We start from the raw sequence: 22,429 nt of genomic DNA on the forward strand, positions 1-22,429 counted from the left end.
TCGACCTGCTCGACCACCGATAGCTTAAAAGCCAGGCTGTAGTCCCGCTGCGTCCGCTTGATCTCTTGCTCCACTTGGCACCTCTTCGTTTCAGCGAAAAAGTGTCAACCTATTTCAGGACGGGTCACGTGCGATAAAAAAAGCGCCGCTAGTGCGGCGCTTTTTCTTTGAGCGGTTGGTGCTTATTGCGACTCGGTGTCGGCGGCGGCCGGCTGAAGTGCGCCGCTCGCTTCCATCTGCGCCTTCACCGCCTCGCCAAGCTGGTACACGGTGAGCGCGTAGAAGAAGCTGCGGTTATAGCGCGTCAGCACATAGAAATTCTTGAGGCCGAGCATGTACTCGGTCGCCCGCCCCGGCGACGGCAGGTCGACCACCGTCACAGGGGTACCGCCTTCGGTCGTGATGTTGACCGTCGGCTCGTTCAGCGTCATGCCCGCGCGCAGCAGTTGCGACAGCGCCCAGTGCGGTTCGGGCTGGCCGTCGGCGGCGGCCTGGGCGATCCCCAGGCTGCCCGTATCGGGCGTGATCTGCCAGACCACCGGGCGGTCGGTTTCCCAGCCGTGCTGCTTCAGGTAATTCGCGACGCTGCCGATCGCATCGACAGGACTGCTGCGCAGGTCGACATGGCCCGTGCCGTCGAAGTCGACCGCATATTCGCGGATGCTGCTCGGCAGGAACTGCGGAATCCCGATCGCGCCCGTATACGAGCCGAGCACGGTGGTCGGGTCCAGCTGGTTGTCGCGCGTCCAGACCAGGAAGTCCTCGAGGTTCTTGCGGAACGTCGCCTGACGGCTGTCGCGATTCGGCGTGTCCGGATAGTCGAACGTGAGCGTCGTCAGCGCGTCGAGCACGCGGAAATTGCCCATGTAGCGGCCGTAGATCGTCTCGACGCCGATGATGCCGACGATCACCTCGGGCGGCACGCCGAATTGCTCGGACGCGCGCTGCAGCGTTGCCTGGTTCGCCTTCCAGAATTTCACGCCCGCGTTGATGCGGATCGGCTCGATGAAGCGCGAGCGATAGACGCGCCAGTTCTTGACCGTCGGCGACGGGGCCGGCTTCACGAGCTTGACGGCCGTCGCCGAATAGCTGATGCGCGAGAACAGCGCATGCAGGCTCGCGGAGTCGAAGCCGTTGCGGCTGACCATCTCGTCGATGAACGCATCGACCTTCGCGTTGTTCGCGTAACGCTGCGGAACAATTTCCTCTTCGAAGGTCTGGCCTTGCGGCGTCGGCTGCTGCGGTTGGGCCTGTGCGACGAGCTTGCCCGTGGACTTCGCGGGTTGCGTCTGCGCGCCGGCAGGCGCGGTGCCGAGGGCCGCGACCACAGCGGCCGCAACGAGCGGCACGCGAGCACGGAACAGCGCGGAGAGAAGGGCGGCAGGCTTGCTGGAATTCATGTCGAAGCGGGCGGACAAGGCGATTGGGTTCGGCGCAGTATACCCGACGGATCCGGCGCGCCGGGGCGTCGCGGGCCCCCGTTGTGGTAAGTTAGCGGCGAATTCGCGGCAGACGATGGACATCATTGATGGAGACCTGCGGCGCACCGTGCGCCGCGAATGACAGCTTATGGCAACCGCTTTCTATACGCACCCCGACTGCATGCTGCACGAGATGGGGGAATGGCATCCGGAATGCCCGGCCCGCCTGTCGGCGATCCAGGACCAACTGATCGCGAGCCGCATCGACGACCTGATCGTGCACGAAACCGCGCCGTTCGCGAGCGAGGTGGCGCTGGGCCGGGTGCATACGCAGGCGCACATCGACTACATCCGGAGCATGACGCCGGTTGACGGCTACGTCGAGATCGATCCCGATACGCTGATGAACCGCGATACGTGGCGTGCGGCGCTGCGCGCGGCCGGTGCCGCGATCGCGGCGACCGACGCGGTGATCGGGGGCCGCTATGCGAATGCGTTCTGCGGCGTGCGCCCGCCTGGCCACCATGCGGAGCCCGCGCGTGCGATGGGTTTCTGCTTCTTCAACAACGTCGCGATCGCCGCGCGGCACGCGCTCGACGTACACGGTCTGGAGCGCGTGGCGATCATCGATTTCGACGTGCATCACGGCAACGGCACCGAGGCCGCATTCGCGAATGACGAGCGCGTGCTGATGTGCAGCTTCTTCCAGCATCCGTTGTACCCGTTCTCGGGCGCCGATCACCAGGCGCCGAACATGGTCAACCTGCCGATGCCCGCGCGCAGCAACGGGATGGCGATCCGCGAGGCCGTCGACATGTTCTGGCTGCCGCGCCTCGATGCGTTCAAGCCGCAGATGCTGTTCGTGTCGGCGGGTTTCGATGCGCATCGCGAGGACGATATCGGCAACCTCGGCCTCGTCGAAGCCGACTTCGAATGGCTGACCGCGCAGATCGTCGACGTGGCGCGCCGGCATGCGCAGGGCCGCATCGTGAGCTGCCTCGAAGGCGGCTACAACCTGTCCGCGCTCGGGCGCAGCGTCGTCGCACACCTGCGCGTGCTGGCCGGGATCTGATTACCGATTGAGCGGCCGGGCCGGGCGCGCTCAGCGCGCCGGCACGCGTGCGTGAATCCACGCGATCAGCGCGTCGATCACGCGATCGCGTTCGAGATCGTTCATCGTTTCGTGAAAGCCGCCTTCGTATAGCGTCAGCGTGCGATCGGGCGAGCCGACGCGCGCGCCGAACGCCCGGCTGCCGTCGGGCTCGGTCAGCTTGTCCTCGGTCCCGTGATAGACGAGCACCGGAACGCGCAGCCCGCCGCGGCCGCTTTCGATGCGCGCCATCGCGTCGAGAATCTCCGCGCCCGTGCGCGCGGGCACCGCGCCGTGATGCACGAGCGGATCAGCACGATTGGCCGCGACGATGGCCGGATCGCGCGACAGCAGTGCCGCATCGATCCTGATGGCGGGGAAGGTCGGCCAGACGCGGCTGATGACGCGGCTCACCGCGAGCATCCAGCGTGGCACGTCGCGCCCCGGCGCGAGCGCCGGGCTCGACAGCACGAGGCCCGTCAACGCGTGGCCGCGCGTCGGCGCGCGTTCGATCGCGTACAGCGCCGCGACCGCGCCGCCCATGCTGTGTCCCATCAGGAACAGCGGCGAATTGCCGCGCGCGGCTTCGGCGACCAGTGCATCCGCATCGTTCAGGTAGCCGTCGAAGCGCTCGACCCACGCGCGCTTGCCGGGTGACTGGCCGTGCCCGCGCAGGTCGATCGCGAGCACGTCGATGCCGGCCGCATTCAGCCGGCCGGCGAGCGCGGCATAGCGCCCCGCGTGTTCGGCAAGACCGTGAACGAGCGCGATGGTCGCGCGCGGCGGCGTGGAGCCGTTGCCGGTGGCCCACCGGTACGACGCCAGTTCGAGCCCGTCCGCGGTACGCAGCCGGCCCATGATCGGCGCGGGCGACGACGAAGGCGCCGGTCCGGCGGTGGCAGGTGCGGCGGCCGGCGTAGTGGTAGCGGTCATCTGGCGTGTCCCCTGTCGGTTGGCATGTGTGTTCCGGATCATAGTCGCGGCACCGTCGCGGCGCGCCAGCGGTGCTCCTCTAATTTCGTGCGGTTATGAAAAGATCGAAATCGATTATTAAGGGGAATGAGGGGTTTGCGGTAAAATCGACGGTTATTCCAGATGCATCGGCGGCCGACTGGCGGGCCAACTCGCCAGCCGGGCCGCCGTTTTGTTTACATGATCGAATTACGCAATCTTTCGCAGCGATTTCCCGGGCCGGGCGGCTGGGTCGAGGCGCTGCGCAACATCAACCTGACGATTCCGCAGGGTGAGGTGTTCGGCATCATCGGCCGAAGCGGCGCCGGCAAGAGCACGCTCGTGCGCACCATCAACCTGCTCACGCGGCCGACCGAAGGCAATGTCGTCGTCGGCGGGCGCGATCTCACGCTGCTGCCGGCCGGCGCGCTGCGCGAGGCGCGCCGCGAGATCGGCATGATCTTCCAGCACTTCAACCTGCTGTCGTCGCGCACGGTGTTCGACAACGTCGCGCTGCCGCTCGAACTGGCCGGTGCAAGCCGTGCCGAGATCGAGGCCGCCGTGCTGCCGCTGCTCGACCTCGTCGGGTTGTCCGCGCAGAAGGATCGCTATCCGTCGCAGATCAGCGGCGGGCAGAAGCAGCGCGTCGGCATCGCCCGCGCGCTCGCGAGCCGGCCGAAGGTACTGCTGTCGGACGAAGCGACGTCCGCGCTCGATCCCGAGACCACGCGTTCGATTCTCGACCTGCTGAAGCGCATCAATCGTGAGCTTGGCCTGACGATCGTGCTGATTACGCACCAGATGGAAGTGATCAAGCAGGTGTGCGATCGCGTCGCCGTGCTCGATGCGGGGCGCGTGGTCGAGGAAGGCCGCGTGATCGACGTGTTCCTGCAGCCGCATCACGAAGTGACGCGCGCGCTGATCGGCGACGTGATCGCGCAGGAATTGCCGCCCGCGCTGAAGGTGCGCGTGGCCGAGCGGCTGAAGACGGGCAGCGGGCATTTGCTGCGGCTCGCGTTCACGGGCTCGGGTGTCGACCAGCCGATCCTGTCCGAAACGATCCGCCGGTACGAACTCGATTTCAACATCCTGCACGGCCAGATCGACGAGATCCAGGGGCAGGCCTTCGGTTCGCTCGCGGTGCTCGCGGGCGGCGAGCCGGGCAAGGTCGGGCAGGCGCTCGCGTTCCTGCGCGAGCAAGGTGTGGTGGTAGAGGAGCTTTCGTATGTTGAGTGAGATGTTCGATATGTTCGTGCAGTCGTTCTGGGAGACGCTGATCATGGTCGGCATCTCCGGAGTGGTCGGCGCGCTCGTCGGCCTGCCGCTCGGCGTGCTGCTCTACCTGACTGATCGCCAGGGCGTGCTGCAGAACCTCGCGGTGAATCGCGTGCTCGGCGGCATCGTGAATGCCGTCCGCTCGACGCCGTTCATCATCCTGCTGGTCGCGGTGATTCCGTTTACGCGGCTCGTCACGGGGTCGTCGATCGGCACGGCCGCGGCGGTCGTGCCGCTGACGCTCGCGGCCGCGCCATTCATCGCGCGTCTGGTCGAGACGGCGTTGCGCGAAGTCGACCGCGGGCTGATCGAGGCTGCGCAATCGATGGGCGCGACCACGTCGCAGATCGTCTTCAAGGTGCTGCTGCCCGAGTCGCTGCCGGGCGTCGTCGCGGGCCTGACGATCACGTTCGTGTCGCTGGTCGGCTATTCGGCGATGGCGGGCGCGATCGGCGGCGGCGGCCTCGGCGATCTCGGGATCCGCTACGGTTACCAGCGCTATCTGCCCGAAGTGATGTGGACGGTGGTCGCGATCCTGATCGTGTTCGTGCAGATCGTGCAGTCGTTCGGCGACTGGCTCGTCCGCCGGCTGAGCCACAAGTAAAACAAGATTGATCCGTTAGGGGACACTCGATGCAACGACGCTTCATGCTGAAATTCGCGGCGGCACTGGGCGCGGCCGCGCTGTTCGCGGGCGCGCACGCGCAGGCCGAAACCATCAAGGTGGGCGTGACGGGCGGGCCGCACGCGCAGATCATGGAAGCGGTGAAGAAGGTCGCGGCGAAGAGCGGCCTCGACATCCGCATCGTCGAATTCTCCGATTACGTGCAGCCGAACGCCGCGCTTGCGTCGGGCGACCTCGATGCGAACAGCTACCAGCACGATCCGTATCTGCAGGCGCAGGTGAAGGACCGCGGCTACAAGCTGGTCAAGGTCGCGGATACCGTCACGTTCCCGATGGGTATCTATTCGAAGCGCGTGAAGTCGCTGGCCGAACTGAAACCGGGCGCGCGGATCGCGGTCCCGAACGATCCGACCAATGGCGGCCGTGCGCTGCTGTTGCTGCAGAAGCAGGGCCTGCTGAAGCTGCGCGCGGACGCGGGGCTGAAGGCGACGGCGCTCGATATCGTCGACAATCCGCGCAAGCTGAAGATCGTCGAACTCGATGCGGCGCAGATTCCGCGCTCGCTCGGCGACGTCGACGCGGCTGCGATCAACACCAACTACGCGATGGAAGCGGGGTTGAAACCGAAACAGGACGCGATCGCGATCGAGGGCCCGAACGGTCCGTACGCGAACATCCTCGCGATCCGCGAGGCGGACCGGAACAAGCCGTGGGTCGCGAAACTGGTCGCGGCCTATCATTCGGCCGAGGTGAAGCAGTTCATCGAAGGCAAGTTCGGCGGCGCGGTCATTGCCGCCTGGTAACAGGCGAAGCACGGGACGCCCGGCGAGATTAGAGTCGATGATCGAAAACCCGGGCTTTGCGTCCGGGTTTTTTCTCTTTTAAAATAGAACGACCGTTCGCTATCATTGGCGCGTCGCCAAGAAGCGGTATCCTCGACAACCACGAAGGTTGGGTCCGCTTGGCCGCGCAGTCATGAGGCCTCGCTATAGAATGGCCTCTGGTCGTATTCGTAACTTTGGAGCGTGTGCATGAAAATCCTGGTGCCAGTGAAAAGAGTGGTCGATTACAACGTGAAGGTCCGCGTGAAGTCGGACAACACGGGTGTCGACATCGCGAACGTGAAGATGTCGATGAACCCGTTCGACGAAATCGCGGTTGAAGAAGCCGTGCGCCTGAAGGAAGCGGGCGTGGCGACCGAAGTGATCGCCGTATCGGTGGGCGTCACGCAAGCGCAGGAAACGCTGCGTACGGCGCTGGCGATCGGCGCGGATCGCGCGATCCTCGTCGAGTCGAACGATAGCGTCGAGCCGCTGGGCGTCGCGAAGATCCTGAAGGCGCTGGTCGACAAGGAGCAGCCGCAACTGGTGATCCTCGGCAAGCAGGCAATCGACGACGATTCGAACCAGACGGGCCAGATGCTGGCCGCGCTGGCAGGCCTGCCGCAAGCGACGTTCGCATCGAAGGTCACGGTGGCCGACGGTAAAGCAACGGTCGCACGCGAAGTCGATGGTGGCGCGGAAACGCTGTCGCTGTCGCTGCCGGCCGTCATCACGACCGACCTGCGCCTGAACGAGCCGCGTTACGTGACGCTGCCGAACATCATGAAGGCGAAGAAGAAGCCGCTGGAAACCGTGAAGCCGGAAGACCTGGGTGTCGACGTCGCGCCGCGTCTGAAGACGCTGAAGGTGGTCGAGCCGCCGAAGCGCGCAGCCGGCGTGAAGGTGCCGGACGTGAAGACGCTGGTCGAGAAGCTGAAGACCGAAGCCAAGGTGCTGTAAGAGGGAGCGGAAAGAAATGACGATTCTGGTGATTGCAGAACACGACAACGCGTCGATCAAGGCCGCGACGTTGAACACGGTGGCGGCGGCGGCGAAGGTCGGCGGCGACATTCACGTGCTGGTCGCGGGCCACAACGCGCAAGGCGCAGCCGACGCGGCAGCGAAGATCGCAGGTGTTGGCAAGGTGTTGCTGGCCGACGCGCCGCAACTCGAAGCGGGCCTCGCGGAAAACGTCGAAGCGACCGCGCTGAACATCGCGAAGGACTACTCGCACATCCTCGCGCCGGCTACCGCCTACGGCAAGAACATCGCGCCGCGTATCGCCGCGAAGCTGGACGTCGCGCAGATCTCGGACATCACGGCAGTCGATTCGGCCGACACGTTCGAGCGCCCGATCTACGCGGGCAACGCGATCGCGACGGTGCAGTCGAGCGATCCGATCAAGGTCATCACGGTGCGTGCAACGGGTTTCGATCCGGTGGCAGCGGAAGGCGGCAGCGCGTCGGTCGAGAAGATCGAAGCGGCAGCCGATGCAGGCAAGTCGCAGTTCGTGAGCCGTGAAGTGACGAAGCTGGACCGTCCGGAACTGACGAGCGCAAGCATCATCGTGTCGGGCGGCCGCGGTCTGGGCAGCGGCGAGAACTACACGAAGGTGCTGGAGCCGCTGGCGGACAAGCTGAGCGCGGCACTGGGCGCCTCGCGCGCGGCCGTCGACGCGGGCTACGTGCCGAACGACTATCAGGTCGGCCAGACCGGCAAGATCGTCGCGCCGCAGCTGTACATCGCGGTCGGCATCTCGGGTGCGATCCAGCATCTGGCCGGCATGAAGGATTCGAAGGTGATCGTCGCGATCAACAAGGATCCGGAAGCGCCGATCTTCAGCGTGGCCGACTACGGCCTCGTCGGTGATCTGTTCGCGCTCGTGCCGGAACTCGTAGCCGAGCTCGGCTAAAGCAGTGTGACGCTTCGGCGGTAAGCACACGAGAAGAGGGGCGCGACGAGCGCCCCTTTTTTTCGCCATCGACAGAAGAGAGAAGAGGGGGCACACCATGAGCTATCACGCCCCCGTCAAGGACGTGCTGTTCGTGCTGAAGGAACTGGCCGGCATCGACGCCGTTGCGCAGTTGCCGGGCTGCGAGGATGCCGGTTACGACACGGCGCAGACCGTGCTAGACGAGTCCGCGAAGTTCTGCGGCGAGGTGCTGGCCCCGCTGAACGCCGAAGGCGACCGCAACCCGAGCGGAAGCTCAGTTCTGATTCCGTCACGCATCCGGTGAAACGAGAAAGGCGCCCCGCGGGCGCCTTTCCTTTTGATGCCTGCCGGCACGCATGGCTGCAGGCAGCCGCGGCTTACGCGTACGCCGGGCGCGTCTGGCCGGCCACGTCCTTCAGGTAACGATGCACCGACAGGTCGTCGGCCTGGATCGCGGGCATCTTGCCCGAGATCAGGTCCGCGAGCAGCTGGCCCGAGCCGCACGACATCGTCCAGCCGAGCGTGCCGTGGCCGGTGTTCAGGAACAGGTTCGACACCGGCGTACGGCCGACGATCGGCGTGCCGTCCGGCGTCATCGGGCGCAGGCCCGTCCAGAACGTTGCCTTCGACGTGTCGCCGCCGCCCGGGAACAGGTCGTTCACGCACATTTCGAGCGTTTCGCGGCGGGCGGCACGCAACTTCTTGTCGAAGCCGACGATTTCCGCCATGCCGCCGACGCGGATGCGCTGGTCGAAACGCGTGATCGCGATCTTGTAGGTCTCGTCGAGCACGGTCGACACGGGCGCGGCCGCTTCGTTGACGATCGGCGCGGTGATCGAATAGCCCTTCAGCGGATAGACGGGGATCTTCATCAGGTTCGAGATGAAGCTCGTCGAGTACGAGCCGAGCGCGACGACGTACGCGTCCGCGCGTACCGTTTCGCTGCCGCACTGCACGCCGGCGATCTTGCCGCCCGCGATCGCGAGCGCATCGATCGGCGTGTTGTAGCGGAACTTCACGCCAAGCGATTCGGCGAGCGCGGCAAGGCGCGTCGTGAACAATTGGCAGTCGCCCGTTTCGTCACCCGGCAGGCGCAGGCCGCCCGTCAGCTTGTGCGAGACGGCGGCAAGCGCCGGCTCGGCTTTCTTCAGGTCGGCCGGCGACAACAGTTCGAACGGCACGTTCGCTTCCTGAAGCACGGCGATGTCCTTCGCCGCGCCGTCGAGTTGCTGCTGCGTGCGGAACAGTTGCAGCGTGCCGCCCGTGCGGCCTTCGTACTGGATGCCGGTATCGGCGCGCAGTGCCTGCAGGCAGTCGCGGCTGTATTCGGCGAGGCGAACCATGCGGCCCTTGTTGACCGCGTAGCGCTCGGCCGTGCAGTTGCGCAGCATCTGATACATCCACTGGAGCTGGAAGCGCGTGCCGTCGAGGCGGATCGCGAGCGGTGCGTGCTTTTCGAACATCCACTTGACGGCCTTCAGCGGCACGCCGGGTGCGGCCCACGGCGCGGCATAGCCGGGGGAGATCTGGCCTGCGTTCGCGAAGCTCGTCTCGAGCGCCGGGCCGGCTTCCCGGTCGATCACCGTGACTTCATGGCCGGCGCGCGCGAGGTAATACGCGCTTGCCACGCCCACCACACCGCTGCCCAGAATGACGACTCGCATAGCTGCTCCAGATGGAAGGGACCAGCTCGAGGCCGGGCGCACCAGCGTCTCCGTGTAACCTCTAGCTGATCTAGTTTTTTGCGCTATGGTATTGTCGAATGTGTAGGTTTTGTTATCGTATTTTTCAGGTTTTCAGCATAAACAAATGAGAACGCAACGTCAGCCCGTACGCTCGCTCGACAAGCTCGACCGACGCATCCTGAAACTGCTCCAGGACGACGGCCGGATGGCGATGAAAGACCTTGCGGAACAGGTTGGACTGACCGTGACGCCGTGTATCGAGCGTGTGCGGCGCATGGAGCGGGACGGCGTGATCACCGGCTATCACGCGCGGGTCGACCCGCACCAGCTGGATGCCGCGCTGCTGGTGTTCGTCGAGATCACGCTCGGCCACAAGGGCGGCAACATGTTCGAGCAGTTCCGCCGGGAAGTGATGAAGATCGACGAGGTGCTCGAGTGCCATCTCGTGTCCGGTGATTTCGACTACCTGATCAAGGCGCGGATCGGCGAAATGGCCGACTACCGGAAGCTGCTCGGCGACATCCTGCTGCAGTTGCCCGGCGCCGTGCAGTCGAAGAGCTATGTCGTGATGGAAGAAATCAAGGAGACACTGACGATCGCGGTGGGTGACTGACGCGCCTGCGGCGGGCCGTCGGGCCCTTTATCCCGCCCTTGGCATGCTGCACCCAATACTGTATAAATATACAGTATTGGGTGCAGGCGAATGGGTGGGCACATGGACGATCGATCCGACAACGAATTTCCGATAGCGCCGCCCGTGCCCCGCAAGGGGCGCGGTGCGGTCGATAACCTGCAGGGGCGATACGAGATCGCGCAGCGCGAAGCGGTCGACGACGGCTGGGCACACGAGTCGGACGATACCGATTTCCCTGCGCCGCTGCGCACGCAGGTCTTCGAGGAGCGTGCGAAGAGTATCCTGACGCACAACCAGTCGCCCGACATTCCATTCAGCGTATCGCTCAATCCGTATCGCGGCTGCGAGCACGGTTGCATCTACTGCTTCGCGCGGCCGACGCACAGTTATCTAGGCCTGTCGCCGGGGCTCGATTTCGAAAGCCGCATCTATGCGAAGGTCAATGCGGCCGAACTGCTCGAGCGCGAGATTTCACGCAAGCGCTACGTGCCGGAGCCGATCGCGCTCGGCGTCAACACCGACGCCTACCAGCCGGTCGAGCGCGACCTGCGCATCACGCGCAGCGTGATCCAGGTGATGCACGATCGCGGGTTGCCTTTCGCCGCGATCACGAAGTCGTCGCTGATCGAGCGTGATCTCGACCTGCTCGCGCCGATGGCCGAACGCGGGCAGGTGATGGCGGCGGTCACGATCACGACACTCGATGCCGATCTCGCGCGCACGCTCGAGCCGCGCGCGGCAACGCCGGCGCGCCGGTTGCGTACGATTCGTGCGCTGAGCGAGGCGGGTGTGCCGGTCGGCGTGAGCATTGCCCCGATGATTCCGTTCGTCACCGAGCCCGACATGGAGCGCGTGCTCGAGGCGTGTGCGGAAGCCGGCGCGACGCATGCGAGCTACATCATCCTGAGGCTGCCGTGGGAAGTCGCGCCGCTGTTCAAGAACTGGCTTGCCGCGCATTTTCCCGATCGCGCGGAGCGCGTGATGAACCGCGTGCGCGACATGCGCGGCGGGAAGGACTACGACTCGGATTTCTCGAAACGGATGAAGGGCGAGGGGATCTGGGCCGACCTGCTGCGACAGCGTTTCCGCCAGGCCGTCAAGCGGCTCGGGTTGAACGAGCGCACGAACGGGATTCTCGATCTGTCGCAGTTTCGCGGTGCGCCGGCCACCGCGGCGCCGCGCGTTGCTGTTCGTTCAGCCGCGACACGGTCGACGCAGTCGCGTGACGACTCGCAATTGAACCTGTTCTGAACGGCGTGCCAAACCGGAGCAGGGCGCCGGTGCGTAGCGGCCGTTACGCTTACTGCGAAATCTGCTTCGCCGCTTCGACCTGCGACTCGAAGTACGTCTGGAACGACAGCGCGAGTGCGGTCATCAGCAGGAACGCACCGATCAGCAGCGAGAAGATCACCACGAAGATCACGGTCCAGCCCGACTTGCTGTGCTTGCCCGTCTCCGCGTTGAATTGCACGTCCCATTTTTCGTCGGGGCGCAGCCCGTAGACGAGTGCGGCGAGGAACGCCGCCAGCAGCGAGATCGCGCCGGGAACGGCAAGCCACCAGCCGAGGCCCGCGCTGCGCTGGGTTGCGGCGAGCAGGAGGAAGCCCGGGATACCGACGATCGTCGCGAGCAGGTGCGCCCAGCCGAACACGTCGCGAAAGCCATACAGGTAGAAGCGGTGCGCGCCGAGCGATCCGAACAGGAACGCGAGGGCGGCGGTGAGCGTCTTGGAGCGAAAGCGGCGGGACGGTGCGGTGCTGCTGGACATGGATGGCGGCGTATTGTCGTTGGCATGGGCGGCCGGCGGGCCGGCGCGGGCGCGCGGCCCGGCACGCATTCTACGACGCCCGGTCGGGCCCGGTCACCCCTGTCCTGCGTCAAGGTGCCGCATAGGTCACGCGGTAGATCGCGCCCGCATAGTCGTCGCTGACGAGCAGCGAGCCGTCCGGCAGCGGCAGTACGTCGGCGGGGCGTCCCCATACCGTGCCGTCGGGTCGAAGCCAGCCGGTGACAAACGGGGTCTGGCGCGCCTGGCTGCCATCCGCCGAAACGACGACGCGCATCACGCGGTAGCCGACCTTCGTGCTGCGATTCCACGAGCCGTGTTCGGCGATGAAGACATTATTGCGATACGAGGCCGGAAACATCGACCCTGTATAGAAGCGCATGCCGAGTGCTGCGACGTGAGCCCCGAGTTTCAATACGGGCGGCACATAGCGGCGGCATACGTCGGCGCTGCCGAATTCGGGGTCGGGCGTGTCGCCGCCATGGCAGTATGGGAAACCGAAGTCGAGGCCGGCACGCGGTGCGCGGTTCAGCTTGTCGTCGGGCACGTCGTCGCCCATCATGTCGCGCCCGTTGTCGGTAAACCAAAGCTCGCCCGAATCGGGGTGCCACGCAAAGCCGACCGTATTGCGTACGCCGCGGGCAACAACCTCATTCCCGCTGCCGTCCGCCTTCATGCGTGCGATGATCGCGTAGCGGCTGCGATCGGCGAGACAGACGTTGCACGGTGCGCCGGTCGGTACATACAGCTTGCCGTCGGGGCCGAACGCGATGAATTTCCAGCCGTGATGGTGTTCGGTCGGCAGCGCGTCGGTGACGACCGCAGGGGCGGGCGGCGTGGCCAGCCGGTCGTCGATGTGATCGAGACGCAGGATGCGTGAGACGGCGGATATATAGAGTGCGCCGCCACGGTAGGCGACGCCGACCGGCATGTCGAGCCCGGACGCCACAACATAGCGCGCGCTGATCCGGCCCTCGTGCATGACGAACGCGTGAACGCGGCCTTCCCGGGTGCCGACATACAGGATGCCGCGCGGCGACCACGCCATTTCGCGCGCGGTCGGTACCGCGTCGGCCAGCACTTCGACGTGGAAGCCGGGCGGCACGACGAGTTCGCCCACCGGCAACGGCGCGGCAAACGCCAGTGCGGACGCGAGGCAGGCAAGGCCGGCGAGCAGCACCGCGAAACGGTGCTGCGCGCGGCGCATCGAGGCGGCGCGAAGGGGCGGCATGACGGTGTGGAACGTCCCGGACACGACGATTGTATGCCCGGCGGACAGGCCGCCTCCGGATTTTTTCCGCGTAAGTGTTTGTTGTACCTCTGGTTTCCGGCTATAATCGTGTGTTTCAGTAGTTTCGAACCCGGTTTTCCCGAAGGACATCATATGGTTATCATCCGTCTGGCTCGTGGCGGCTCGAAGAAGCGCCCGTTCTACAACATCGTTGCTACCGATTCGCGCAACCGTCGTGACGGCCGCTTCATCGAGCGCGTCGGTTTTTACAACCCGGTCGCTACGAAGGGCGAATCGCTGCGTATCGCTCAGGATCGCCTGACGTACTGGCAAGGTGTTGGCGCGCAACTGTCGCCGACCGTCCAGCGTCTCGTGAAGGAAGCGCAAAAGGCGCAACCGGCTGCCTAACATGGCACGGTGTGCCGGTCGTGCCGGCTGTGAGGTGCATTGATGGCGGGTCACGATTCCGGTAATGCAAGGCGCGGGCGTGCGTCGTTTGGCGCATTCGTCCGCAAGCCGGTCGAGCGCGACGCTGTCGCGAACGCCGGTCAGGCTGCCGAGCAGCAGGGCAGTCTCGAAGTGGCGCAAGCCTGGCCCGACGATGCCGTCGAGGTCGGAGCGGTGGTCGACGCCTATGGCCTGAAGGGTTGGGTCAAGGTGGCGACGCATGCCGACGCCGGCCGCGGTGGCGATGCGCTGCTCAAGGCGCGCCACTGGTGGCTGGAACGCGGAGCGGAGCGGCTTTCCGTCCGCATCATGCAGTCGAAGGCGCACAGCGACACCGTCGTTGCGCAACCCGCGGGCGTCAGCGACCGCGATGCCGCGTACGCGATGCGCGGCTTTCGCGTGTTCGTGCGCCGGGAAGATTTCCCGGCATTGGCCGCGGACGAATTCTACTGGGTCGACCTGATCGGTCTCGACGTCGTCAACGAGCAATCGGTGGCACTCGGGAAGGTGAGCGGGATGATCGACAATGGCGTGCATTCGATCATGCGTGTCGAGTATCCGGCGACCGGCAAAGACGGTCAGCCGACCACCGACGAGCGGTTGATTCCGTTCGTCGGCGTATACGTCAAAACGGTGGATCAGGCGGCGCGTCGTATCGTCGTCGACTGGGAAGCCGATTACTGAAATGAACCAGGTTACCGAGAGCGCGGTGCAGTTCGACGTCGTCACGCTCTTTCCCGAGATGTTCCGTGCACTGACCGACTGGGGGATTACCAGCCGGGCCGTCAAGCAAGGGCGCTTCGGGTTGCGCACCTGGAACCCGCGTGATTTCACGACGGACAACTACCGCACGGTCGACGATCGTCCGTACGGCGGTGGTCCGGGCATGGTGATGCTGGCCAGGCCGCTCGAAGCCGCAATCGATGCCGCGAAAGCGGCGCAGGCGGAGCAGGGCATCGCGAGCACGCGTGTCGTGATGATGTCGCCGCAGGGCGCGCCGCTCACGCACGAGCGTGCGGTACGGATGGCGCAGGAACCCGGTGTCGTCGTGCTGTGCGGCCGCTACGAAGCGATCGACCAGCGCTTGCTGGATCGTTGCGTCGACGAGGAAATCAGCCTCGGCGATTTCGTCCTGTCCGGCGGAGAATTGCCGGCGATGGCGATGATGGATGCTGTCGTACGGTTGCTGCCTGGTGTGCTGAACGATTCGCTGTCGGCCGTGCAGGACAGTTTCGCTGACGGCCTGCTCGATTGTCCGCACTACACGCGCCCCGAGGAATACGACGGCGTGCGCGTACCGGACGTGCTGCTCGGCGGGCATCATGCCGAGATCGAGAAGTGGCGGCGCCAGGAAGCATTGAGGAATACGTTGCGGAAGCGGCCGGACCTGATCGTCCGGGCGCGCCGCGAGAAGTTGTTGAGTCGCGCCGACGAGGCGTGGCTCGCGAACCTCGCACGCGAAGCGAAGGACGCCTCCTGAGGCGGCTGCGCGAGCGGGAATTGGCGGTGCCGTACATGCGTGTGCGGCGCCTGATGTGAATCCATCCTCTATCGGGGCCAGGCCTGGAAGCAGGCGGGTACCAACGCCGACACGATGGCATAAGGAGTCAGTAATGAATCTGATCGCAAAACTTGAGCAGGAAGAAATCGAGCGCGCGCTCGCCGGCAAGACGATCCCCGAATTCGCCCCGGGCGATACGGTGATCGTGAACGTGAACGTGGTTGAAGGTAACCGCAAGCGCGTTCAGGCTTACGAAGGCGTCGTGATCGCGATTCGCAACCGTGGTCTGAACTCGAACTTCATCGTCCGCAAGATCTCGTCGGGCGAAGGCGTCGAGCGTACGTTCCAGACGTACTCGCCGCTGCTGGCAAGCATCGTCGTGAAGCGCCGCGGTGATGTGCGTCGTGCGAAGCTGTACTACCTGCGCGAGCGTTCGGGCAAGTCGGCTCGTATCAAGGAAAAGCTGGTGTCGAAGGATCGCGCCGCAGCAGCTTCCCAAGAGTAAGAGCTGTAAGGAAAAAGCACCCAACCGGGTGCTTTTTTCATTCTGGCGCGAGAATATGCTCGATACGACACGAACCCGAGAGCCCCATTGAATCGCCGCCCCATCATCGATCCCGAAGTCCTGCCGGTCGAAGGCACCGGCGCCGGCCTGCCGGCCATCGATTCCCGCCTGATGACGCCGTCCGGCCTGCGCGACCGTTTCGCGCGCACGCTCGAATGGAGCGTCGAGCCCGGCGAGGCGAGGCTGCAGGAGGGCGTCGATCCACGCAGCGCGGCCGTCCTCGTGCCGCTCGTCGTCCGCGAGTCCGGCCTCACCATGCTGCTGACCCAGCGCGCCGACCACCTGAACGACCACGCCGGGCAGATCAGCTTCCCCGGCGGTCGTCGCGAACCGTTCGATCGCGATGCAACCGCCACCGCGTTGCGCGAGGCGAAGGAAGAGATCGGTCTGGCAGACGAGCGTGTCGAGATCCTCGGCGCGCTGCCCGACTACCTGACCGGTACGGGCTTTTGCGTGACACCGGTGGTCGGCCTCGTGCATCCGCCGTTCACCGTGCAGGCCGACACGTTCGAAGTGGCCGAGATTTTCGAGGTCCCGCTCGCGTTCCTGATGAATCCCGCGAATCATCAGGTCCGTGTGTTCCGCTGGGAAGGCGGCGAGCGTCGTTTTTTTGCGATGCCCTATCCGAATGGCGAACCCGGCGGGCATTACTTCATCTGGGGCGCAACTGCCGGCATGTTGCGCAATCTGTACCGCTTCTTGGCCGCCGGCTAGGCGTGCACGATTGTCGGCGTGCGTGGCCGGCTGGCGGGCGGCTGCACCGGCAGCCATCCGGTGCTTACGCTGTGCTATCGTTATGCAAAAAATGACATAACTCCGAAGACGGCGCCACGCATGACTTTCTTTTCGGTTCTCCTCGCTCTCATCATCGAACAGGTCCGCGCGTTGTCGCCGAACAATCCGGTGTTCGCGCTGTTCCAGTTTCATGCGGAAACCGTCGCGCATGGTCTCGACGCGGGCAAGCAGAAGCACGGCATCCTCGCCTGGCTCGCGGTCGTGCTGCCGTGGGTGCTGATCGTCGCGCTGATCTATTTCCTGCTGTTCAAGGTGAGCTTCGTGCTCGCATTCATCTGGAACGTCGTCGTCGTGTATTTCACGCTCGGCTTCCGTCAGTTCAGCCATTACTTCACCGACATCCACCTCGCGCTCAATAACGACGACGTGCCGCGTGCGCGCGAAATCCTGCACGAGTGGACGGGCATCGACACGGTCGACATGCCGGTCGGCGAAATCGTCCGCCATACGCTGATTCACGCCGTGGTCGCATCGCATCGCCACGTATTCGGCGTGTTCTTCTGGTACGTGCTACCGATCGGCCCGGCCGGTGCCGTGCTGTACCGGATTTCCGAATACCTCGCACGCAGCTGGTCGACGCCGGGCGACGACCGCACGGCGGCCTTCTCGACGTTCGCGCAGCGTGCGTTCTTCGTGATCGACTGGATTCCCGCGCGATTGACCGCGCTCGGTTTCGCGATCGTCGGCAATTTCGAGGACGCGATCTATGCGTGGCGCAACCACACGCGCCAATGGCCCGATCCGAACGATGGCGTCCTGCTGGCAGCCGGCAGCGGTGCGCTCGGCGCACGCCTCGCGGGGCCGCTCGCGGAACCGTCGAGCCTCGATGCGCTGGCCGTCGGCGACAGCGGCCCGTTGACGGTCGGTGACGATTGCACGCCGCGTACGCTGCAATCCGCGGTGGGTCTCGTCTGGCGTGCGGTGATCCTGTGGATGATTCTGCTGCTGATGCTGACGCTCGCCGTCTGGGTGTCATGACGGGGCAGTGCGGTACTCGATGAAAGGCAGAAGGCCGGCTTGAAGCCGGCCTTTTTGCTGTGGTTCAGTCGTCTTCCAGCGGATCGCGGACGGCGCCGCATTGCCAGCACGCGGTGAACTGGGCTTCGAGCGCCTCGCCGCACTGCCGGCAGCGCCACGGCGCGGCGCCGGCCGACGGGCCGTGCGACGCGGCATCGAGGAGCCGGCGTGCGAGTGCGTCGTCGCGTTCGTCGTCGAGCCACAGTTCGGGCGTGCAGGCGTCGGCGGGCAGGCCGCCGAGCGCGCCGGTCGCGTAGCAGTTATGCAGCTCGCAACCGATGCCGGCTACCTGAAGCACGTTGGCCCAATGCTGTGCCGTCGCGAGATCGGGTGCCTTGAAACGCATCGCGGCTCCTGTCGGTGAACGCCGGCCCGCATGGCGCCGGCTGGCTGCCGCGCGTGTGCCGCGCGGTCAGCGGACGATCTGGCTCGCCTCGTGCACGAGCTGCGCATACAGCGCATGCCGCGACGGTGCGATGCGGCCGTCGGCGACAGCGTCGAGAATCGCGCAGCCGGGTTCGTGCAGATGATGGCAATTATAGAAACGGCAGTCGGCCAGCAGCGGCCGGAACTCCGGGAAGGCGCGCTCGAGACGGCCTTCCGTCAGGTGGTAGAGGCCGAATTCCTGGAAGCCCGGCGAATCGATCAGCGCGCCGCCGCCCGCCAATGGGTAGAGGCGCGTGAACGTCGTCGTGTGACGGCCGCTGTTGAGCGCGGCCGAAATCTCGCGCGTGGCGGCTTCGGCATCGGGAACGAGCAGGTTCACGAGCGTCGACTTGCCCATCCCGGACTGGCCGAGCAGGATCGTCGAATGCCCGGCGAGGTGCGGCATCAGTTGCGCGCGCGCGTCGTCGGGCGAGCCCTTCACCGACAGCTCAAGCACGTCGTAGCCAAGGGCGCGGTAGGGCGCGAGACGCTCGCGCGCGACCGGCAGCGCGGCTTCGACGTCGATCTTGTTCAGCACGACGAGCGGCTTCAGCTCGTTCGCCTCGGCGGCGATCAGCGCGCGGCCGAGCAGGTCCTCGCTGAAGTAGGGCTCGGTCGCGAGCACGATCAGCAATTGATCGAGGTTGGCCGCGAACAGCTTCGACTTGAACTGGTCGGAACGGTACAGCAGGTTGCGCCGCTCACCGATCTCGACGATGACGCCCTGGTCGGCCGATGCGAGTTCGTACACGACACGGTCGCCGACTGCGATGTCGCTCTTCTTGCCGCGCGGGAAGCACTGCAGCATCGGGCCGCCGTCGTCGGGCGCGACGATGTAGTGGCGCCCGTGCGCCGCGATCACGCGGCCTTCGACCCGTTGCGCATTCGACGCGCGCGGGGCCGGCTTGCGGGAGGTCGACCGGCTCATGCGTGCTGCATCAGGCGGTCGATCCGCTGCGATGCGGGCGGATGCGAGTAGTAGAAGGCCGTGTAGACGGGGTCGGGCGTCAGCGTCGACGCGTTGTCCTCATAGAGCTTCACGAGCGCGCTGACGAGATCCTGTGCGTCGGTCTGGCTGGCCGCGAACGCGTCGGCCTCGAATTCGTGCTTGCGCGACGTGAGGCTGCCGAGCGGCGTTGCGAAGAACAGGAACACGGGAATCGCGAGGAAGAACAGCACGAGTGCGGCGCCCGCGTTGCTCGTGTCGAGCGACGGCGTGACGCCGAGCCCCGTGTAGAACCACGTGCGTTGCGCCAGCCAGCCGAGCAGCGCGAGCAGCACGAGGCTCAGCACGAACGACACGAGCATCCGCTTCATCACGTGGCGGCGCTTGAAGTGGCCGAGTTCGTGCGCGAGCACGGCTTCGATTTCCTGGCCGGACAGGCGCGCGAGCAGCGTGTCGAAGAACACGATCCGCTTCGATGCGCCGAAGCCCGTGAAGTACGCGTTGCCGTGCGCCGAGCGGCGGCTGCCGTCCATCACGAACAGCCCCTTCGCCGCAAAGCCGCAGCGCTTCATCAGCGACTCGATGCGCGCGCGCAGCGCGTCGTCCTTCAGCGGCTCGAACTTGTTGAAGATCGGTGCGATGAAGGTCGGGTAGATCAGCAGCACGAGCATCTGGAACGCGACCCAGACGATCCAGGTCCACAGCCACCACAGGCTGCCGGCCTGGTTCATCAGCCACAGCACGACGAACAGCAGCGGCAGGCCGAGCGCGGCGCCGAGCAGCGAATTTTTCAGCATGTCGGTGAAGAACAGCCGCTTCGTCATCCGGTTGAAGCCGAAACGCTGTTCGATCCCGAACTGGCGGTAATACTCGAACGGGACGTCGATGACGCTCGTGATCACGAGCACCGCCGCGACGAGCGCGACCTGCTGCCCGTAGCCGCGGCCGATCCAGCCGGTGAGCAGCGTGTCGAGCGCGCCGACGCCGCCGAGCAGCGTGAGGCCGACCAGCACGGCCGCGCTGACGACGATTTCGAGCATCGTCAGCCGGGTGCGCTCGACCGTATAGTCGGCCGCGCGCTGGTGGGCGGTCAGCGGGATGGTTGCGCTGAACTGCGCGGGGACGTCGTTACGGTGCGCCGCGACGAAGCGGATTTGCCGCGACGCGAGCCACAGCTTGGTGACGACCATCGCGAGCACGGCGAGCGCGAACAGCAGGGTGAACGAAAAGGGTGACATCGAAGGCGCCAAAGGGTTCTATGCGAGAATTATATGTTCTTGCGGACCGGCCCCGCTGATGCGATGCCGGCCGCCCGGGCGGCGCCGCGCGCCGTCCGCCATTTTCCAGGATGACTCATGACCGATACCGCCGCTTCCGCCAGCCAGCCCGCGCTCGTGCGCAACGAGTTGAACCTCGTCTGGCTCGACATGGAGATGACGGGCCTCGACCCGGATAACGACCGCATCATCGAGATCGCGGTCGTCGTGACCAATTCCACGCTCGATATCGCCGTCGAAGGCCCCGTGTTCGCGATCCACCAGAGCGACGAAACGCTCGCGAAGATGGATGACTGGAACAAGTCGACGCACGGCCGCTCGGGCCTGATCGACCGCGTGCGCGCGTCGACCGTGACCGAGGCGGAAGCCGCCGAGCAATTGCAGGCCTTCCTCGCGCAGTACGTGTCGCCCGGCAAGTCGCCGATGTGCGGCAACTCGATCTGCCAGGACCGCCGCTTCATGGCGCGCTGGATGCCCGAATTCGAGCGGTTCTTCCACTACCGCAACCTCGACGTCAGCACGCTCAAGGAGTTGTGCCGCCGCTGGCAGCCCGCGATCTACAAGGGCTTCCAGAAGCGGGCGATGCACACGGCGCTCGCGGACATCCACGAGTCGATCGACGAGCTGAAGTACTACCGCGAGCATTTCCTGATTCCGGCCGCATCGGCTTCGGCAGGCGAGTCCGCGCCGGCCGCCTGAGCGGGCCGGCACGCGCCTAGCGCGGTGCGCGCTGAGCGCTTTTCGGCCGGAACGCCGCGACCACCGCGGCGTCGGTCTCGATGTACGGGCCGCCGATCAGGTCGATGCAGTAGGGCACCGCGGCGAAGATGCCGGGCACGGTCGACTTGCCGTCGGCATCGCGCAGCCCTTCGAGCGTTTCCCGGATCGACTTCGGCTGGCCGGGCAGGTTGACGATCAGCGCCGCATGGTCGGCCGTCTCGCGGATCACCGCGACCTGCCGCGACAGGATCGCGGTCGGCACGAAATTCAGGCTGATCTGCCGCATCTGTTCGCCGAATCCCGGCATTTCCTTCGTCGCCACGGCCAGCGTGGCCTCGGGCGTCACGTCGCGGCGCGCCGGGCCCGTGCCGCCCGTCGTCAGCACGAGGTCGCACCCCGCGACGTCGACGAGTTCGGCGAGCGTGGCGGAGATCGTCGGCGCGTCGTCCTGGATCAGGCGCGTTTCGGCGCGCCACGGCGACACCAGCGCGCCGGCGAGCCACTCCTGCAGCGCCGGAATGCCCTTGTCTTCGTAGACCCCGGTGCTCGCGCGGTCGCTGATCGACACGAGGCCGACGACGAGCTCGTCCGGGTGGTTACGCTTCGTCGTCGTCATGGTCGTCTCCGGCGTCGCCTGCCGCTTCGTCGTCCGCATGGGACGTGCCGCCGGCGGTCTTGATCCACTGGAACAACTCGCGGAAATAGCGCGGCGGCTTGCCTTGCTGCGCTTCCTTGCGTGCGTTGCGAATCAGCGTGCGGCCTTCCTGGATGTCGGCTTCCGGGTGCTGGCGCAGGAATTCGGTCAGCGCGTCGTCGCTCGCGAGCAACTGTTCGCGGGTGCGTTCGATCCAGTGCAGGCGGGCCGTCGCGGCCTTGTTCACGCCGCGTTGCGCGTCGAGCGCGGTGCGCAGCGCGGCCGTCTCGTCGTCGGTCAGCGAGCGCATCACGCGGCCGACGTACTGGAGCTGGCGGCGCTTGCCTTCGTGATCGGTGATCCGGCGCGCCTCGCGCACGGCGTCGCCGAGGCTTTCGGGCATCGGCATGCGTTTCAGCGCGTCTTTCGGCAGATCGACGAGTGCCTGGCCGAGTACCTGCAGCTCGTGCATCTCGCGCTTCAACTGGGATTTGCTGGGGCGATCGTAGCCATTGTCGTCCTCTTCGGCGGCATGCTCGATCGGCTGGATTCGGGTTTTGCGTGTCATGGTCGGCATTGTATCGCGCCGCGGACACCCCAAGCTTGTCGGTGTCCGGCCCCGGACCTTGCTATGATCGCGGGATACGCA

25 protein-coding genes and 1 pseudogene are annotated in these 22,429 nt (G+C 65.7%); 16 read left to right on the forward strand and 10 right to left on the reverse strand.

The window, feature by feature from the left end; genetic code table 11:
- Nucleotides 1–182: 182 nt before the first annotated feature.
- Entirely contained in the window at nt 183–1,526 is a 1,344-nt protein-coding gene (gene mltB, locus G3N98_RS09130) for a lytic murein transglycosylase B (protein WP_089472379.1), read from the reverse strand.
- 43 nt (nt 1,527–1,569) lie between these two features.
- On the opposite strand from mltB, the gene G3N98_RS09135 reads away from it, so the two are divergent.
- Nucleotides 1,570–2,493 carry a histone deacetylase family protein gene (locus G3N98_RS09135; RefSeq protein ID WP_089472380.1) on the forward strand — a complete coding sequence of 308 codons (924 nt, stop codon included), beginning with the start codon at nt 1,570–1,572 and terminating at the stop codon, nt 2,491–2,493.
- Between the two features lie 30 nt (nt 2,494–2,523).
- Here the strand turns inward: G3N98_RS09135 and G3N98_RS09140 are convergent, their stop codons facing one another.
- The gene (locus G3N98_RS09140; protein WP_089472381.1) at nt 2,524–3,444 is read right to left on the reverse strand and encodes an alpha/beta hydrolase; all 921 of its coding nucleotides are present in this window, start codon (nt 3,442–3,444) and stop codon (nt 2,524–2,526) included.
- Nucleotides 3,445–3,663: 219 nt separating this feature from the next.
- On the opposite strand from G3N98_RS09140, the gene G3N98_RS09145 reads away from it, so the two are divergent.
- The 6 genes and pseudogenes from G3N98_RS09145 to G3N98_RS09170 all read left to right on the forward strand — a co-directional run.
- A complete protein-coding gene (locus G3N98_RS09145) occupies nt 3,664–4,698 on the forward strand; it encodes a methionine ABC transporter ATP-binding protein (RefSeq protein WP_089430771.1) in 1,035 nt (344 codons plus the stop codon).
- On the forward strand, nt 4,688–5,341 hold the full coding sequence (locus G3N98_RS09150; protein WP_011351347.1) for a methionine ABC transporter permease: 654 nt from the start codon (nt 4,688–4,690) through the stop codon (nt 5,339–5,341). The genes G3N98_RS09145 and G3N98_RS09150 overlap by 11 nt, the downstream gene beginning before the upstream one ends.
- 29 nt (nt 5,342–5,370) lie before the next feature.
- Nucleotides 5,371–6,165, forward strand: coding sequence for a MetQ/NlpA family ABC transporter substrate-binding protein (locus G3N98_RS09155; protein ID WP_089472382.1), 795 nt, complete (start codon nt 5,371–5,373; stop codon nt 6,163–6,165).
- A gap of 228 nt (nt 6,166–6,393) precedes the next feature.
- Nucleotides 6,394–7,143: an electron transfer flavoprotein subunit beta/FixA family protein gene (locus G3N98_RS09160; protein ID WP_089472383.1), complete on the forward strand. Its 750-nt coding sequence runs from the start codon at nt 6,394–6,396 to the stop codon at nt 7,141–7,143.
- 16 nt (nt 7,144–7,159) lie between these two features.
- A complete protein-coding gene (locus G3N98_RS09165; protein ID WP_206147996.1) occupies nt 7,160–8,095 on the forward strand; it encodes an electron transfer flavoprotein subunit alpha/FixB family protein in 936 nt (311 codons plus the stop codon).
- A 97-nt stretch (nt 8,096–8,192) separates the two neighbouring features.
- A pseudogene (locus G3N98_RS09170) lies at nt 8,193–8,384 on the forward strand (acyl-CoA dehydrogenase family protein); the annotation flags it as partial.
- A gap of 109 nt (nt 8,385–8,493) precedes the next feature.
- Here the strand turns inward: G3N98_RS09170 and G3N98_RS09175 are convergent.
- Nucleotides 8,494–9,780, reverse strand: a complete 1,287-nt coding sequence (locus tag G3N98_RS09175) for a D-amino acid dehydrogenase (RefSeq protein WP_011351352.1) — start codon at nt 9,778–9,780, stop codon at nt 8,494–8,496.
- Nucleotides 9,781–9,925: 145 nt separating this feature from the next.
- Here G3N98_RS09175 and G3N98_RS09180 point away from each other — a divergent pair, with 145 nt between their 5' ends.
- Nucleotides 9,926–10,414 (forward strand): Lrp/AsnC ligand binding domain-containing protein, encoded by a 489-nt coding sequence (locus G3N98_RS09180; protein ID WP_011351353.1) that lies wholly within the window; start codon nt 9,926–9,928, stop codon nt 10,412–10,414.
- A 90-nt stretch (nt 10,415–10,504) separates the two neighbouring features.
- Nucleotides 10,505–11,686: a PA0069 family radical SAM protein gene (locus G3N98_RS09185; protein WP_089472385.1), complete on the forward strand. Its 1,182-nt coding sequence runs from the start codon at nt 10,505–10,507 to the stop codon at nt 11,684–11,686.
- A 49-nt stretch (nt 11,687–11,735) separates the two neighbouring features.
- On the opposite strand, the gene G3N98_RS09190 is transcribed toward G3N98_RS09185, so the two are convergent.
- Nucleotides 11,736–12,203, reverse strand: coding sequence for a TM2 domain-containing protein (locus G3N98_RS09190; protein WP_089473226.1), 468 nt, complete (start codon nt 12,201–12,203; stop codon nt 11,736–11,738).
- Nucleotides 12,204–12,312: 109 nt separating this feature from the next.
- On the reverse strand, nt 12,313–13,452 hold the full coding sequence (locus G3N98_RS09195) for a sorbosone dehydrogenase family protein (RefSeq protein ID WP_206147997.1): 1,140 nt from the start codon (nt 13,450–13,452) through the stop codon (nt 12,313–12,315).
- Between the two features lie 153 nt (nt 13,453–13,605).
- Between G3N98_RS09195 and rpsP the strand changes: the two genes are divergently transcribed.
- From rpsP to G3N98_RS09225, 6 genes are all read left to right on the forward strand, one after another.
- Nucleotides 13,606–13,860 carry a 30S ribosomal protein S16 gene (gene rpsP, locus G3N98_RS09200; RefSeq protein WP_006476550.1) on the forward strand — a complete coding sequence of 85 codons (255 nt, stop codon included), beginning with the start codon at nt 13,606–13,608 and terminating at the stop codon, nt 13,858–13,860.
- 42 nt (nt 13,861–13,902) lie between these two features.
- On the forward strand, nt 13,903–14,583 hold the full coding sequence (gene rimM / locus G3N98_RS09205) for a ribosome maturation factor RimM (RefSeq protein ID WP_089472386.1): 681 nt from the start codon (nt 13,903–13,905) through the stop codon (nt 14,581–14,583).
- A gap of 1 nt (nt 14,584) precedes the next feature.
- Nucleotides 14,585–15,379, forward strand: a complete 795-nt coding sequence (gene trmD, locus G3N98_RS09210; RefSeq protein ID WP_089472387.1) for a tRNA (guanosine(37)-N1)-methyltransferase TrmD — start codon at nt 14,585–14,587, stop codon at nt 15,377–15,379.
- A 133-nt stretch (nt 15,380–15,512) separates the two neighbouring features.
- Entirely contained in the window at nt 15,513–15,905 is a 393-nt protein-coding gene (gene rplS / locus G3N98_RS09215; protein WP_006753174.1) for a 50S ribosomal protein L19, read from the forward strand.
- 87 nt (nt 15,906–15,992) lie between these two features.
- The gene (locus tag G3N98_RS09220) at nt 15,993–16,679 is read left to right on the forward strand and encodes a CoA pyrophosphatase (RefSeq protein WP_069247448.1); all 687 of its coding nucleotides are present in this window, start codon (nt 15,993–15,995) and stop codon (nt 16,677–16,679) included.
- 120 nt (nt 16,680–16,799) lie between these two features.
- On the forward strand, nt 16,800–17,738 hold the full coding sequence (locus G3N98_RS09225) for a CobD/CbiB family protein (RefSeq protein WP_011351361.1): 939 nt from the start codon (nt 16,800–16,802) through the stop codon (nt 17,736–17,738).
- A gap of 64 nt (nt 17,739–17,802) precedes the next feature.
- Here G3N98_RS09225 and G3N98_RS09230 read toward each other — a convergent pair whose 3' ends face one another.
- The 3 genes from G3N98_RS09230 to G3N98_RS09240 form a co-directional block, all read right to left on the reverse strand.
- The gene (locus G3N98_RS09230; protein ID WP_089424817.1) at nt 17,803–18,123 is read right to left on the reverse strand and encodes a hypothetical protein; all 321 of its coding nucleotides are present in this window, start codon (nt 18,121–18,123) and stop codon (nt 17,803–17,805) included.
- Nucleotides 18,124–18,189: 66 nt separating this feature from the next.
- Nucleotides 18,190–19,131: a ribosome small subunit-dependent GTPase A gene (gene rsgA / locus G3N98_RS09235; RefSeq protein ID WP_206147998.1), complete on the reverse strand. Its 942-nt coding sequence runs from the start codon at nt 19,129–19,131 to the stop codon at nt 18,190–18,192.
- On the reverse strand, nt 19,128–20,387 hold the full coding sequence (locus G3N98_RS09240) for a M48 family metallopeptidase (protein WP_206147999.1): 1,260 nt from the start codon (nt 20,385–20,387) through the stop codon (nt 19,128–19,130). The genes rsgA and G3N98_RS09240 overlap by 4 nt, the downstream gene beginning before the upstream one ends.
- 117 nt (nt 20,388–20,504) lie before the next feature.
- Between G3N98_RS09240 and orn the strand changes: the two genes are divergently transcribed.
- Nucleotides 20,505–21,125, forward strand: a complete 621-nt coding sequence (orn, locus tag G3N98_RS09245) for an oligoribonuclease (protein WP_046545212.1) — start codon at nt 20,505–20,507, stop codon at nt 21,123–21,125.
- Between the two features lie 16 nt (nt 21,126–21,141).
- On the opposite strand, the gene mog is transcribed toward orn, so the two are convergent.
- Nucleotides 21,142–21,762, reverse strand: a complete 621-nt coding sequence (mog, locus tag G3N98_RS09250; RefSeq protein WP_011351366.1) for a molybdopterin adenylyltransferase — start codon at nt 21,760–21,762, stop codon at nt 21,142–21,144.
- A complete protein-coding gene (gene yjgA / locus G3N98_RS09255; RefSeq protein WP_277396892.1) occupies nt 21,743–22,348 on the reverse strand; it encodes a ribosome biogenesis factor YjgA in 606 nt (201 codons plus the stop codon). Before yjgA ends, mog begins: the two co-directional genes overlap by 20 nt.
- Nucleotides 22,349–22,429: the final 81 nt, after the last annotated feature.

The organism is Burkholderia sp. Tr-20390 (assembly GCF_017104595.1).
GTDB lineage: Bacteria > Pseudomonadota > Gammaproteobacteria > Burkholderiales > Burkholderiaceae > Burkholderia.

Coding starts and splice junctions, on each gene's coding strand:
- mltB (WP_089472379.1), bottom strand. CDS start 1,526: ATGATGTCCATCGTCTGCCGCGAATTCGCCGCTAACTTACCACAACGG.
- G3N98_RS09135 (WP_089472380.1), top strand. CDS start 1,570: ATGGCAACCGCTTTCTATACGCACCCCGACTGCATGCTGCACGAGATG.
- G3N98_RS09140 (WP_089472381.1), bottom strand. CDS start 3,444: ATGACCGCTACCACTACGCCGGCCGCCGCACCTGCCACCGCCGGACCG.
- G3N98_RS09145 (WP_089430771.1), top strand. CDS start 3,664: ATGATCGAATTACGCAATCTTTCGCAGCGATTTCCCGGGCCGGGCGGC.
- G3N98_RS09150 (WP_011351347.1), top strand. CDS start 4,688: ATGTTGAGTGAGATGTTCGATATGTTCGTGCAGTCGTTCTGGGAGACG.
- G3N98_RS09155 (WP_089472382.1), top strand. CDS start 5,371: ATGCAACGACGCTTCATGCTGAAATTCGCGGCGGCACTGGGCGCGGCC.
- G3N98_RS09160 (WP_089472383.1), top strand. CDS start 6,394: ATGAAAATCCTGGTGCCAGTGAAAAGAGTGGTCGATTACAACGTGAAG.
- G3N98_RS09165 (WP_206147996.1), top strand. CDS start 7,160: ATGACGATTCTGGTGATTGCAGAACACGACAACGCGTCGATCAAGGCC.
- G3N98_RS09175 (WP_011351352.1), bottom strand. CDS start 9,780: ATGCGAGTCGTCATTCTGGGCAGCGGTGTGGTGGGCGTGGCAAGCGCG.
- G3N98_RS09180 (WP_011351353.1), top strand. CDS start 9,926: ATGAGAACGCAACGTCAGCCCGTACGCTCGCTCGACAAGCTCGACCGA.
- G3N98_RS09185 (WP_089472385.1), top strand. CDS start 10,505: ATGGGTGGGCACATGGACGATCGATCCGACAACGAATTTCCGATAGCG.
- G3N98_RS09190 (WP_089473226.1), bottom strand. CDS start 12,203: ATGTCCAGCAGCACCGCACCGTCCCGCCGCTTTCGCTCCAAGACGCTC.
- G3N98_RS09195 (WP_206147997.1), bottom strand. CDS start 13,452: ATGCCGCCCCTTCGCGCCGCCTCGATGCGCCGCGCGCAGCACCGTTTC.
- rpsP (WP_006476550.1), top strand. CDS start 13,606: ATGGTTATCATCCGTCTGGCTCGTGGCGGCTCGAAGAAGCGCCCGTTC.
- rimM (WP_089472386.1), top strand. CDS start 13,903: ATGGCGGGTCACGATTCCGGTAATGCAAGGCGCGGGCGTGCGTCGTTT.
- trmD (WP_089472387.1), top strand. CDS start 14,585: ATGAACCAGGTTACCGAGAGCGCGGTGCAGTTCGACGTCGTCACGCTC.
- rplS (WP_006753174.1), top strand. CDS start 15,513: ATGAATCTGATCGCAAAACTTGAGCAGGAAGAAATCGAGCGCGCGCTC.
- G3N98_RS09225 (WP_011351361.1), top strand. CDS start 16,800: ATGACTTTCTTTTCGGTTCTCCTCGCTCTCATCATCGAACAGGTCCGC.
- G3N98_RS09230 (WP_089424817.1), bottom strand. CDS start 18,123: ATGCGTTTCAAGGCACCCGATCTCGCGACGGCACAGCATTGGGCCAAC.
- rsgA (WP_206147998.1), bottom strand. CDS start 19,131: ATGAGCCGGTCGACCTCCCGCAAGCCGGCCCCGCGCGCGTCGAATGCG.
- G3N98_RS09240 (WP_206147999.1), bottom strand. CDS start 20,387: ATGTCACCCTTTTCGTTCACCCTGCTGTTCGCGCTCGCCGTGCTCGCG.
- orn (WP_046545212.1), top strand. CDS start 20,505: ATGACCGATACCGCCGCTTCCGCCAGCCAGCCCGCGCTCGTGCGCAAC.
- mog (WP_011351366.1), bottom strand. CDS start 21,762: ATGACGACGACGAAGCGTAACCACCCGGACGAGCTCGTCGTCGGCCTC.
- yjgA (WP_277396892.1), bottom strand. CDS start 22,348: ATGACACGCAAAACCCGAATCCAGCCGATCGAGCATGCCGCCGAAGAG.